At 34.6% G+C, this 13,382-nt stretch carries 10 protein-coding genes; 2 read left to right on the plus strand and 8 right to left on the minus strand.

Annotated elements, in window-relative coordinates:
- Nucleotides 1-22: 22 nt before the first annotated feature.
- A complete protein-coding gene (locus tag RBG61_RS04475) occupies nt 23-622 on the minus strand; it encodes a YdcF family protein (protein WP_307946147.1) in 600 nt (199 codons plus the stop codon).
- A gap of 79 nt (nt 623-701) precedes the next feature.
- A complete protein-coding gene (locus tag RBG61_RS04480; RefSeq protein WP_307946149.1) occupies nt 702-1,847 on the minus strand; it encodes a C39 family peptidase in 1,146 nt (381 codons plus the stop codon).
- 254 nt (nt 1,848-2,101) lie between these two features.
- Here RBG61_RS04480 and RBG61_RS04485 point away from each other — a divergent pair, with 254 nt between their 5' ends.
- Both RBG61_RS04485 and RBG61_RS04490 read left to right on the plus strand, forming a co-directional pair.
- Nucleotides 2,102-2,986 (plus strand): radical SAM protein, encoded by an 885-nt coding sequence (locus RBG61_RS04485; protein ID WP_307946150.1) that lies wholly within the window; start codon nt 2,102-2,104, stop codon nt 2,984-2,986.
- Between the two features lie 222 nt (nt 2,987-3,208).
- Nucleotides 3,209-5,542: a methyl-accepting chemotaxis protein gene (locus RBG61_RS04490; RefSeq protein ID WP_307946152.1), complete on the plus strand. Its 2,334-nt coding sequence runs from the start codon at nt 3,209-3,211 to the stop codon at nt 5,540-5,542.
- Nucleotides 5,543-5,631: 89 nt separating this feature from the next.
- Here RBG61_RS04490 and xylB read toward each other — a convergent pair whose 3' ends face one another.
- From xylB to tig, 6 genes are all read right to left on the minus strand, one after another.
- Nucleotides 5,632-7,155, minus strand: a complete 1,524-nt coding sequence (xylB, locus tag RBG61_RS04495) for a xylulokinase (RefSeq protein WP_307946153.1) — start codon at nt 7,153-7,155, stop codon at nt 5,632-5,634.
- Between the two features lie 82 nt (nt 7,156-7,237).
- Nucleotides 7,238-8,557, minus strand: a complete 1,320-nt coding sequence (gene xylA, locus RBG61_RS04500) for a xylose isomerase (RefSeq protein WP_307946155.1) — start codon at nt 8,555-8,557, stop codon at nt 7,238-7,240.
- Nucleotides 8,558-8,656: 99 nt separating this feature from the next.
- The gene (locus RBG61_RS04505; protein WP_307946156.1) at nt 8,657-9,685 is read right to left on the minus strand and encodes a LacI family DNA-binding transcriptional regulator; all 1,029 of its coding nucleotides are present in this window, start codon (nt 9,683-9,685) and stop codon (nt 8,657-8,659) included.
- Nucleotides 9,686-9,980: 295 nt separating this feature from the next.
- Complete coding sequence (gene clpX / locus RBG61_RS04510) at nt 9,981-11,252, minus strand: ATP-dependent Clp protease ATP-binding subunit ClpX (RefSeq protein ID WP_307946158.1); 1,272 nt, start codon at nt 11,250-11,252, stop codon at nt 9,981-9,983.
- Between the two features lie 47 nt (nt 11,253-11,299).
- Nucleotides 11,300-11,881 carry an ATP-dependent Clp endopeptidase proteolytic subunit ClpP gene (clpP, locus tag RBG61_RS04515; RefSeq protein WP_307946160.1) on the minus strand — a complete coding sequence of 194 codons (582 nt, stop codon included), beginning with the start codon at nt 11,879-11,881 and terminating at the stop codon, nt 11,300-11,302.
- Between the two features lie 162 nt (nt 11,882-12,043).
- The gene (gene tig, locus RBG61_RS04520) at nt 12,044-13,330 is read right to left on the minus strand and encodes a trigger factor (protein WP_307946161.1); all 1,287 of its coding nucleotides are present in this window, start codon (nt 13,328-13,330) and stop codon (nt 12,044-12,046) included.
- Nucleotides 13,331-13,382: the final 52 nt, after the last annotated feature.

A 13,382-nucleotide genomic window follows, 5' to 3' on the forward strand; every position in this document is an offset into this window, starting at 1 on the left:
TTTTGATAATTTTTTCTTTTATTTAAGTATTTCTTAAATGAACATAGTCATCTACAAATTGATTTCCGCAACGAGATAGTTCCCCCATTACACGTTGGACTCCATATTCAGTAGTAAACCAATTGTCTTTACAAATGTCATAACATATAATAGGAACTACCAAAAACTCTGTTTTAGGAAATGCAAGCTGATAAAACATTAAACTCCTTCTTGCGTGAAAGGATTTACAAATAAGAATTGCTTTACTAATTTTATATTGCATCTCGTCCACTTTTTTCCTAGCATAAAATGCATTTTGGCGAGTATATCCCGAACGATTTTCTCCTGTTATTGCTTCAATTGGAACGCCATTCTTTAAAAGAACATCCATAAAAAAATCAAATTCAGTCTTATAATCTTCTGAATAGATATTCCTCTTTGCTTTAGGCCCTGGAAATTTACCAGTTTTTATGCTTACACCCCCGCCGACGAAAATGAGCGGTGCATAACCACACTTCCACAATTCTGCTGCTTTTTCGCCTAATTCAGGGTTAGAACCACCGATGACCATAATTGCATCACATTTTTGAGGTTCATTTTCCACAAAAATAAAGTCAGTTATTGCTTTTACTGATTGATTCACAAAATCGCCTACCAATATAATTACTGTTCAGGAATTAAAATAGAAAATAGCATTTTAGGGAGTTAACCAAGAGATAATTTTACTGTTCAACTACCATAGCACGAGAGCCTATTTTTTGATAAGAATCCATAAAAGATGTACGTTTACATTGAATCTTTCCTTTTAAAGGATCTGCAATATAAATAAACTGTTCATCGTATCCATACAAAACAACACAGTGTAAATTCAAAAATGGCACATGAACATCACCGTTATCATTCATAATCCACTTGGATGGTTCATAGGTAACAGGATCTCCCATTGATAGTGTTGTAAATGCAATGACAGGACGTCCGGCATCAAGATGTGATAATAGTTGTTGTTCGTTAGAACCTGTAATGTCGGTTCCATGGTAAGATGCCTGAATTGCAGTTAAAATTGAATTAGATGCCTTAACGAGTGGTGCGGCAAAGCAATAATAGCCACCACTTCGATATCTTGGATTTCCACAGTATACAACGTTTGGATCACCGCACACACGTTGCTTGTTTACATCATGAAATTCTATTTTAGGAAGATAATCATCTGATAAAATACATTTATCAACCGGCAAACCTAAAAAGTTTAATACAATTGCAAGCGATGTAATCTCGCAGCCGTTTGGCAATTCAGGATTTTGAAGAATATTTTCAACGGGAAGTTCTACAATTGCTTTCGGCATTAATGAGCTATATTCAGCTTGTTCCTCGGCCAAACGTGCTTCTTGGGATTTAATAACAGATGAAAGACGACTTCGCTCTTTTCGTTCAGCCTCTAAACGTGCTTTTTCTTCTTTTGCACGTTGTTGCTCTTTACGAATGGCTTCTAGCCTAGCTTTTTCTTTACGAATACGTTCTTCCTCAGCCTTTTTTCTTGCTTCTTCAGCAATTCGTTCTTGTTCTTTTTTGAGTTCAACTTTTTTCTCAGCTTCAGCTTCACGCTTTGCATCTTCTTTACCACGTACATTTGCTTCTTCTTTCAGCTTTTCTTGTTCTTGCTCATATAGCATTTGATATTCTGATTCCGCTTTTCGACTCGCAATAGCTGCAGCAGCAACTGCTTCTTTCTTTTTAGCGGAAGTGATTACTACAGTTACGATTACAGCAGTGCAGCAAAGAAGGGCCACTATACCAATGATAATATAAGATAATGGCTTCAGTTTAAATTTTGATTTACGCTTTTTAGCGTGTTGTGCTTGAATGTCCATAATTATGCCTCGCAAATAAAAAATTAAACGGTATTTCAATGCAAAATAACTAAGATATGCTTATAAAATATCGAATGTAAAATATACACCATAAATTTATGTAATTTAACATAAAAAATATGGTAAATTTATTATATCATATGTAAAGTATTTCTTCAACTTTTTATAGACAATTCAAAAATTATTCAATAAGACCTCTATTTTTGGCAATTCGTGCCGATAATAATATAAGAAACAAAAAGAGTGTGAAAAATATGATTCAATCATGTCAGCTATGTCCAAGAAAATGTAAAACTGATCGCACCAGAAATCATGGATTTTGTGGCGGTGGAGCTTCAATAAAAGTTGCACGTGCGGCCTTACATTACTGGGAAGAACCATGTATCAGCGGCAACAATGGCTCAGGTACTGTGTTTTTTTCAGGATGCTGCCTTCAATGCTGTTTTTGCCAAAACTACAAAATCAGTGCTGAAAATTACGGTAAAGAAATTTCAATAGAAAGACTATCGCAAATTTTCTTGGAATTACAAAGTCAAGGTGCTCATAACATAAACCTTGTCAACCCGACACATTATGTACCTTGGATAATCAAAGCAATAGAACTTGTCAAACATCAATTGAAAATTCCTATTGTTTATAACTCAGGTGGATATGAAACAATAGATACAATAAATAAACTAAATGGTTATATCGATATTTATTTACCCGACTTGAAATATTATGACTCTGCTCGTTCTGAGCGATATTCAAACGCAAAGAACTATTTTGATGTGGCATCAAAAGCTATTAAAGCAATGCTTGAACAAGTTGGAAAACCCCAATTTGATGAAAATGGTATTATGCAAAAAGGGGTAATCATTCGGCATATGGTTATGCCAAAAGGATATAAAGACTCCATTGCTATTTTCGATTGGATTGCCACTCATTTTTCTAAAAATGAAATTCTAATCAGCTTGATGAGTCAGTATACTCCATTTTACAAGAGCAATGAATTTCCTGAAATTAACCGAAGAATTTTTTCTTATGAATATCATAAAGTTTTAGATAAAGTGAACGATTATCAATTAGAGGGCTTTTTACAGGAAAAATCATCAGCCAAAGAAGAATATACCCCAACCTTTGAATTACAAGGTATTTAATGGGATGAGTTCATGGGCAAGCCCACAATTTTTTCGACTTTATTTTGTTTAAAACGACAAATTTTTATATATTATTAACATTTTTTTAGGAATGTATTTACATATAAGCTGAAAAGAGGTACACTAACATAAATATCAATTAATAACAAACGCGTTATAATATTGACTTTTATTATAAATCAATATCAAAAATAATTGTAGTTATTTAGGGAGGATATGGCAGTGAAGCGATTTAACACAAGCAAATCGGATGACAGCAAAACTAAATATGATGATGTTCAAGCAATGGAGGTTAACAGTGGTTTAGACAATGACTCTATTGATTCCACAAGTGCGCAACAGGTAGTAGATGAAATAGAATGTGTAGATACTTCTAAAACTGAAAACATTGAAGTAGTTGATTTAGGTAGTGAAATGGATGTTCAACAAGAAAATTTAGTAACCGAAGAGAAAGAAAAACCTGTTTCTAAGATCATTCAAAAATTAAAATCAAAAGCTCCGAAGCATACTGCAGATAATTCAGATAAAAGTAAAAGCTTCAAAAATATTTTCAAAAACTTGATAAAAAAATTCAAGGAAATTGAGCTAAAAGGATTAGGCTCAAAACTGATTTTAACAATCGTTCCATGTTTAGCAATTGCTTTAATTATTTGTGTATCTATCGTATATACTGCATTAACAGCATTATTAAAAAAATCATATATTACCGAATGTCATCAATCAATTGGTGCAATTGAAAAAGTTATAGAAGGCTATAAAACAACAACCGCATCAACTGCTAAAGATATAGGCGTGGACAGTATCATTCGTGATGGAATCATAGCAAAAGATGATCCTGCTTTAACCATGCGTGGTACTACATACTTTTCAAAAATTGGATGTGACAACATTATTTTCACAGATGAAAAAGGTATTGTCCTTACAAGTATTGGTGATTCCCGTGTAAAAGAAGATTACGGCAAAATAGGCATTTTTGCATCTGCATTAAAAGGTACCTCTATTACTTCAATAGAAAAGAACCAAGCAATTCAATTTTCAGTAATGTCTTCTGCACCAATAAAAGATGCTGGAGGAAAAGTAATTGGCTCTGTACTAATTAGTTATAACTTAAGAAAACCCCAAATCGTTGATGACTTAAAAATGATTACCGGAAATGAATTTACTTTATTCTTTGGTGACACCCGTTACAATACGACATTAGAAAAAGATGGCTCAAGACAAAATAATACCAAAGCGAATGCCGATATTATTAATACTGTATTAAAAAATGGAAAAACGTACGAAAAAGAAATAGATATTTTAGGGCAAAATTTCCACACTATTTATAAACCAATATTAGGGAACGATAAAGCTCCAATTGGTATGATTTTCACCGGTTTAAATATTGAAGCAATTCAAGCTGGACAAGCTAAAGCTCTTATGGCATCAATAATTGTGGCACTTCTACTTTTTGTTATCAGTGCTGTGTTTGTATATTTCATTGTTAATCTCATTATAACAAGACCATTGAAAAAATTAGTTACTGTTGCAAATGACATTGAAAACGGCGAAATTGGAATTGGAAACAATAATGGCAACTTTAAAGTTATGAAAACCAAAGACGAAGTCGGACAATTATCTCGTGCTCTTGGCAATACGGTTGAAGGACTTAAGAGATATATCGGAGAAATTTCAATTGTACTAAGTGCAATTGGTAATGGCGATTTAACTGTACAATCTGAAATAGAGTATAAAGGCGACTTTATTGCAATAAAAGAGGCTTTGGACAATATCGTTGTATCATTGCAAACAACTTTACTTGGAATCAGTCAAGCTGCTGATCAAGTTAACAGTGGTGCTACTCAAGTTGCAGGCGGTTCACAAGCGTTATCACAAGGTGCAACAGAACAAGCAAGCGCAATTGAAGAGCTTTCTGCTGTTATTTCAGAAATTGCTGTTAGAATTAAGAAAAATGCCGAAAATGCAAAACAAGCAACCACAATTGCGGATGAAGCCGGAAATGGTATTATTACAAGCAATAATGAAATGAAGCAAATGGTAACCGCAATGGATGATATCAACAAAGCATCAATTAAAATTTCCAAGATTATTAAAACAATTGATGATATTGCGTTCCAAACAAATATCTTAGCACTAAATGCTGCTGTTGAAGCTGCTCGTGCAGGTGCTGCAGGCAAAGGCTTCGCAGTAGTAGCCGAAGAAGTTCGTAATTTAGCAAGTAAGAGTGCTGAGGCTGCAAATCAAACTTCTGCGTTAATTGAAAGTTCTGTTTTAGCTGTTAAGAATGGAACAAAGATTGCAAATAACACAGCAAAATCACTTAGTGAAGTTGTTGAGAAAACGAAAAAAGCAATTGATTTAATGGATGATATTTCAACAGAATCCAATGAACAAGCAACTGCTGTAAATCAAGTAACATCCGGTGTAGATCAAATTGCTGCGGTTGTTCAAACTAACTCAGCTACCGCAGAGCAAAGTGCAGCTGCTAGTGAAGAATTATCCAGTCAATCTGAATTATTACATGAGCTAATTAACAGATTTAAAGTAAATGAATAATACAATATAGACTATGTTCACATGGTATAAAAAATCGAATCAATAAACGAATAAGAGCAACATACGGTGAATCGTATGTTGCTCTTAACTTATATGTTGTTTAATTGTTGATAACTTTGTTTTAATGAAGGATATAAGGATCGATACAAACGATAAAATGGCTCATATTGATCGTGGGATTGCTTATTGGCATTTGTCACTTTATCTTTTTTAATAATAGCGCTACATGCTTGCTGTACAGTCTTATATTGACCGATACCAACCATTGCAAGAATTGCTACACCGAGCGCCGCACCCTCACTAGAAGCCGGCACAACTACATCAACACCATAGATATCAGCTAGCATCTGACGCCATAGTGGACTCTTTGCGCCACCACCACAGATCATCATATCGTTTGCGTCGATACCCATCTCTGCTAGTACCTCTTTACAATCACGTAAAGAATAAGAAACGCCTTCTAATACGGCACGAATAAAGTTCGCTTTGGTATGAACTGCGGAAAGGCCAAAGAATACTCCCCTTGCATTGGTATCTAAATGAGGAGTACGTTCTCCCATTAGATATGGTAAGTAGATAAGCTTGTCAGCACCGATTGGTACTTTTTTTGCAAGCTGATCCATAATAACATATGGGTCTACTTGCTCTTGTTCTGCATAATCTATTTCCTCTTGACACAAAGTATCTCTTAACCATTTAAGGGAAAGACCTGCTGCTTGCGTCACACCCATTACATGCCATTCATTTGGTACGGCGCTGCAAAATGTATGCACTCTTCCCTTTTGGTCTAATTTCATTGTTGAAGTATGTGCATATAACACGCCGCTTGTTCCTATTGTAGTAAAAGCTTTACTATCTTCAACCACGCCAGTTCCAACAGCAGCTGCTGCATTATCACCTGCACCGCCAACAACGATTATTCCTTCGTTAATTCCTGTTGCTTGAGCAAATGCTTTGGTTACCTTGCCCGTTACCTCAGGTGATTCATAAACTGTTGCCAATAGAGCTTTGTCAATATCTAATTTTTCAAGTACTTCATCAGACCAACAACGATTTTTAATATCAAGCAGCTGCATTCCGGAAGCATCGGAAACCTCAGTTGCAAATTCACCCGTTAGCATATAACGAATATAATCTTTCGGTAATAAAATCTTCTTGCACTTTGCATAATTTTGTGGCTCATATTTTTTAACCCACATAATTTTTGCAGCAGTAAATCCAGCAATAGCAGGATTTGCTGTAATAGATAATAGCTTTTCTGCGCCAACAAGATTGGTAATCTCTACACATTGCTCTGCTGTTCTTCCGTCACACCAAATTATCGATGGGCGGATTACTTCACCATTTTCATCAAGCATAACTAAGCCATGCATTTGGCCTGACAACCCAATTCCTTTAATCTCATCTTTTGAGATACCACTGTTTTTCACAACAGCCGCAACAGTATCTACTACTGCATGATACCAATCTGATGGATTTTGCTCTGCATAGCCATTTTGAGGTTGATATAATGGATATTCCACTGTATAACTTGCAATCACTTCACCAATTTGATTCATCAAAATGGTTTTTGTTCCTGAAGTGCCAATGTCAATTCCTAAAGTATATACCATACTAAACTCTCCTATATTCAATTCATTTCATTCAAAATAGAGTTTAACAGGGATTCAAGAATCCCTGTTAAGTTCATTACTATTAGCCTTGGAACATAATGGAGTTGATTACTGCCTCAAGATATTCTTGACGACTGCTTTCATTCGTTGTTACATCGCCAAGATTTAATGCATAAGCTTCTAAATCCTTTAAGCTAACCTTACCAGCAACAATATCAGCACCGATACCGGTTTCAAAGCTCTTATAGCGTTCTTTTGTAAACGCATCAATTCTACCGTCTTTGATTATTTTATCAGCTAGTTTTAAACCTAAAGCAAAAGCATCCATACCTGCAATATATGCATGAGCCAAATCTGTATAGTCAAAAGAACCACGACGTACTTTTGCATCAAAGTTTAATCCACCGTTTACAAAGCCGCCTGCTTTTAATACTTCGTACATACACATTGTTGTTTCATAAACGTTTGTTGGGAATTGGTCTGTATCCCATCCCAATAACAAATCGCCTTGGTTAGCGTCTATAGAACCAAATACGCCGTTTTCTCTTGCAACTCTTAATTCATGTTGGAATGTATGACCTGCTAATGTCGCATGGTTTGCTTCAATATTCATTTTAAAATCTTTATCTAAGCCATATTTTCTTAGGAAGCCAAGAACAGTTGCAACATCAAAGTCATATTGATGTTTTGTTGGCTCTTTTGGTTTAGGCTCAATATAGAAGTCCCCTGTAAATCCAATAGAACGACCATATTCTACAGCAAGCTTCATAAGTCTTGCCATATTATCTAGCTCAAGTCCCATATTGGTATTTAGAAGTGTTTCGTAGCCCTCACGTCCACCCCAGAATACATAACCTTTACCGCCTAAGCGAACTGTAATTTCCAATGCTTTTTTCACTTGTGCAGCAGCATAAGCAAAAGTATCTGCATTACAAGAAGTTGCTGCACCATGCATATAGCGTGGGTTATTGAAGCAGTTTGCTGTACCCCATAGTAATTTTTTATTGTATTTTTTCATTAACTCTTCAATTAAGTCAACGATTTCATCTAAGTTTGCATTCGTTTCAGCTAATGTTTTACCTTCCGGAGCAATGTCACGATCATGGAAGCAGAAGTAATCAATAGATAACTTATCCATCAATTCAAATGCAGCATATACTTTGTTTTTGTAAATTGCCATGCTGTCTGTTTCACCAAAGCTTTTATTTGATGTACCAACACCAAACATATCAGCTCCTTCTCCACAAAGTGTATGCCAATAAGAAAGTGCAAATTTCGTGTGTTCTGCCATTGTTTTGCCTGCAATTACCTCATCTTTGTTGTAATGCTTAAATGCAAATGGATTTGTAGATGCTGCTCCCTCATACTGTACTTTTGGAATACTTGTAAAAAATTCTTTCATGCTAAAATTCCTCTCTAAATCTTTTTTATCGTTCGTATGAAATCATATGTACTTAATATTTCAAGCGAAATTGCTCTCGCCATTGAACAAACTATTATTCTAATCTAAATTAAATTTTACTTTAATTTCATTTTGTGTATATAAGTGCTTTTTCTCTGGCAATTGATTATAAATCAATTTGTTAAATACAAGCTTGATTGCATCATAGCCTTGCTTAAATGGCTGCTGACAAACGGTAGCATTAACGATACCTTGATATAGATATTGCTTAATGTTATCTGTATCGTCAACTGTAATGATTTTAAGCTTATGAGCATACCCTAATTCTAAAACTGCTTTTATTCCACCATCAATACCACCAGCACAATAATATAATGCATTAATACTTTGATTTTCAAGCAATAATTTTTTTGTTTGCTCATATGCAATTTGATCATCATCAAAAGTTTCTAAAATTCTTGCAACCGTTATATTAGGATATGACTGCTCTATTACCTGTTGAAAGCCATCTACACGCATTGTATGACCAAGCATTTTATTTGAACCGGTCAATATTCCGACTGTAGCATTTCCTTGGGTAATTTGTCCTAATAGTTCCCCAGCAGTTTGTCCACTTTTTTCATAATTACAGCCCACAAAACCCAATTTTTCAATTCCTGTAATATCAGCGTTTAAGGTTACAACAGGAATTCCTTTATTATTTACTTCATTTAATTTTTCAGCAATTGTGCTATCGTTAATTGGGGTAATAACCAAACCGCTTATTTGCAAATCTACAAGTTGGTTAATTGCATAAAGTTGTTTTTCAATATTGTATCCAGTTAATTCAACTTTTTTCACTTTAATATGAAAACCGGCAATCTCTTCTTGTGCTTTTGCAATTCCGAGCAATACCTTATCAAAAAACGGATTACCACCACTATTTACTAAAACTCCAATAGTAGTTCCTTTTTGTGAATTTGCAAGTGCTTTTGCCATAAGATTGGGCTTGTAATTCAGTTCTTTCGCAATGCGTTTAATTGTTTTTTCGGCTTCTTGGCTAACACCACCACGATTGTTTAAAACTCGATCAACCGTTCCTCTTGAAACACCAGCCAATTCCGCTATTTGCCTAATAGTTACTGCCATTCTTACCTCCACTTGCTATATCGTGCACGTGCACAATATAGCAATATTATAATTGAGCTGACGTAAAAAGTCAACCCTAAAATAAATGATAGAATCATTTCTCAAGTTTTTTTAATAGAACAATTTCATTGATGCTTTCGAAATCACATTTTGCTACAATGAAAGTTCTGTATTTCTTTCATTGATTATAGCGTAGACTTTCATGTCTTTATGATTGTCATTCCTTATAATGAATATTTTACCATACAAATCCTATCATTGCAACAAAAAAGGAGTGGCTTCCCACTCCTTTTTTCTATGCAATTTCTTTTGGTGCTGCTTTACGACGCTTCGTAATTTTAGGTTTTTGCTCGCCCCTCATACATTCTGCTGAAATAACTACTTTAGCTACTTCAGTTTCAGAAGGAATATTGAACATTAACTCTGCTAATACGCTTTCTAAGATTCCTCTTAAACCACGTGCACCTGTTTTGCGTTCAATTGCAAGCTTTGCAACCTCTTTCTTTGCATCATCGGTAAACTCTAAATCCACATTATCCAAAGAAAATAATGCTTGATATTGCTTAATCAAAGCATTCTTTGGCTCAACTAGAATACGAACAAGACTTTCTTCTGTTAACTCATCTAAAACTGTAATAACCGGAAGACGACCAACTAGTTCAGGAATAATTCCGTATTTTACGATATCGTGAGGAATTACCTTCTTCATAATATCGGTAGCATCTTTGGATTTCTTTGATTTGACTTCTCCGCCAAAGCCTAATGTACCAACATCAGAGCGTTTTGAGATAAGCTTTTCAATTCCATCAAACGCACCACCGCAAATAAACAAAATATTCTTTGTGTCAATTTGAATAAATTCTTGATGGGGGTGTTTTCTTCCTCCTTGAGGTGGAACATTCGAAACAGTACCTTCAATTATTTTCAAAAGCGCTTGTTGTACGCCTTCGCCTGAAACATCTCGAGTAATAGATGTATTTTCAGATTTACGAGCAATCTTATCGATTTCGTCAATATATATAATACCTTGTTGTGCAGCTTCAACATCATAGTTAGCAGCTTGTAATAATCGAACCAATACGTTTTCAACGTCGTCACCAACGTAACCAGCTTCGGTTAATGTTGTTGCATCTGCAATTGCAAATGGAACATCTAATACTTTTGCTAAAGTTTGCGCTAACATTGTCTTTCCGACGCCAGTTGGTCCTAATAACAAGATATTGCTTTTTTGTAGTTCAACATCTAATTTTTTATTATTGAGAATACGCTTATAATGATTATATACAGCTACAGATAAAGCAATTTTTGCATCATCCTGACCAATAACATATTCATCGAGAACAGCTTTAATCTCTTGCGGTTTTAAAACTTTTTTATCAGATTTCAGCTTTTTCTTTCCTTTGGTTGGATAACCACCAATATCATCATCTAAAAGCATCTGATAACAAAGATAAACACATTCGTCGCAAATAAACGCGCCATTACTAAACAAAAGTCTTTCTGCGTCAGATTCTTTTTTGCCGCAAAAACTACATTTTGGCTGTTTAGGATCTTCGTAATTTGGCATTCACTTTCTCCTTTGTAATTTATAAGGCTTTCGATTTTTTTATAATACTATCGTTTTGAAATAACTTTATCAATTAAGCCATATTCTGCTGCTTGATCTGCTTCCATAAAATTATCTCTTTCACAATCTCGCTCAATTACTTCAATTGGCTTACCTGTGTTTTCAGAAAGAATTTTATTTAATCGGCTTTTCATTTTCAAAATACGTTCTGCTTGAATTTTAATGTCAGTTGCTTGACCTTGTGCGCCACCTAATGGTTGATGAATCATAATTTCACTATTAGGAAGAGCAAACCGTTTTCCTTTTGCACCACTTGAAAGTAAAAATGCACCCATTGATGCAGCCATACCAATACAAATTGTTGAAACATCACATTTAATATATTGCATGGTATCATAAATAGCCATACCGGCAGTAATAGAACCGCCAGGGCTGTTAATATAAAGATTGATATCTTTATCAGGATCTTGACCTTCTAGATATAATAATTGAGCTACTACCAAGCTAGCTGTAACATCGTTTACTTCATCACAAAGCATAACGATACGATCATTTAATAATCTTGAATAGATGTCGTAGGAACGCTCGCCACGACTTGTTTGCTCAACGACCATTGGAACTAAACTCATAATATTGCCTCCAAACTTTTGATATAGATTATTATAGTACTTTTTAAAGAAGAATGGTGTCGTTTTATTGAATAAATAATAAATTTTTTCTTATTATGCGACTAATGTTTAGTCCAATAATAATTGGACTAAACATTATATCTTCATTTTATTTAGTTGTCATTATTTCTCGTTAATTACTGCAGATTCTTTAATTAAATCAATTGCTTTATTTACAGCGAGATCCTTAGCAAAATCAGCTTCAGGAATAAAGCCCTTCACTTGCTCAACTTCCATTTTGTAGTTTTCTGCAACTTTTGCATACTCTGCTTCGATTGCTTCAGCATCAACTGTAATGTTTTCTAGTTCAACAATTTTTTCTAAAGCTAAACGGATTTTCACTTGTTTTTCAGCTTGCTCTTTGAAAGTGATGCGGAAAGAATCTTTTTCCATACCTGTATATTGTAGATATGTGTCTAGATTCATGCCTTGAGATTGTAGTCTGTATTCAAAATCTCTAATCATATCATCAATACGAGCTTCAATCATTTCATTAGGAATTTCAGCAGTCATATTTTCAATTACTTTATCAATGATTTTGTTTTCAACTTCATCGCTAGCAGCTTTGTCATTTTGCTCTTGCATTTTTGCTTTGATATCTGCTCTTAATTCAGCTAAAGTATCAAATTCACTAACATCTTTTGCAAACTCATCATCTAGTTCAGCAAGCTCTTTGCATTTGATTTCATGTAGTTTACATTTGAATACAGAAGCTTTACCTTTTAGCTCTTCAGCATGATATTCTTCTGGAAAAGTAACGTTTACATCAAACTCTTCACCGATGTTTTTGCCTTCGATTTGCTCTTCAAATCCAGGAATAAATTGACCGGAACCTAATACTAGGCTGAATTGTTCAGCTTTACCGCCTTCAAATGCAACGCCATCAACATAACCATCAAAATCAAATACTACTGTATCGCCGTTTTGAGCAGCACGATCTGTTACATCAATTAATCTTGCGTTTCTGTCACGCATAGCATTTACTCTATTATCAACGTCTTCTTCAGTTACAGCTTTCACTGTCTTTTCAACTTCAATACCTTTGTAATTTGTTACTTCAACTTCAGGTTTTACAACACAAGTAGCTTTAAAAGTAAAGCCTTCTGCTTTATCAACTGATAGTACTTCAACTTCAGGACGAGCAACGATATCTAATTCAGCTTCTTCAATTGCTTGGCCTAGAGCTTCCGGATATAAATCGTTGATTGCATCTTCAAAGAAAACGCCTTCACCGTACATTTTTTCTACCATTTTACGAGGAGCTTTTCCTTTTCTAAAGCCAGGCATATTGATAGATTTAATATTCTTTTTATAAGCTTTTTCTAAAGCTTTTTCAAAGCTTTCTGCATCCACTTTTACAGTTAATTCAAACTTATTTGCTTCTGTTTTATTTTTTTCGATTAAACTCATTATTAATCCTCCGTAATTTGTTTTTCATTTTACAATGCGTACCCGTTTAGGA

Origin of the sequence: Paludicola sp. MB14-C6 (assembly GCF_030908625.1) — a bacterium.
Classification (GTDB): Bacteria; Bacillota; Clostridia; order Oscillospirales; family Ruminococcaceae; genus Paludihabitans.

Excerpts from the sequence above, each read along its gene's own strand:
- xylB (WP_307946153.1), bottom strand. The coding sequence starts at position 7,155 with ATGGTATATACTTTAGGAATTGACATTGGCACTTCAGGAACAAAAACC.
- RBG61_RS04480 (WP_307946149.1), bottom strand. The coding sequence starts at position 1,847 with ATGGACATTCAAGCACAACACGCTAAAAAGCGTAAATCAAAATTTAAA.
- xylA (WP_307946155.1), bottom strand. The coding sequence starts at position 8,557 with ATGAAAGAATTTTTTACAAGTATTCCAAAAGTACAGTATGAGGGAGCA.
- clpP (WP_307946160.1), bottom strand. The coding sequence starts at position 11,881 with ATGAGTTTAGTTCCAATGGTCGTTGAGCAAACAAGTCGTGGCGAGCGT.
- RBG61_RS04485 (WP_307946150.1), top strand. The coding sequence starts at position 2,102 with ATGATTCAATCATGTCAGCTATGTCCAAGAAAATGTAAAACTGATCGC.
- tig (WP_307946161.1), bottom strand. The coding sequence starts at position 13,330 with ATGAGTTTAATCGAAAAAAATAAAACAGAAGCAAATAAGTTTGAATTA.
- RBG61_RS04505 (WP_307946156.1), bottom strand. The coding sequence starts at position 9,685 with ATGGCAGTAACTATTAGGCAAATAGCGGAATTGGCTGGTGTTTCAAGA.
- clpX (WP_307946158.1), bottom strand. The coding sequence starts at position 11,252 with ATGCCAAATTACGAAGATCCTAAACAGCCAAAATGTAGTTTTTGCGGC.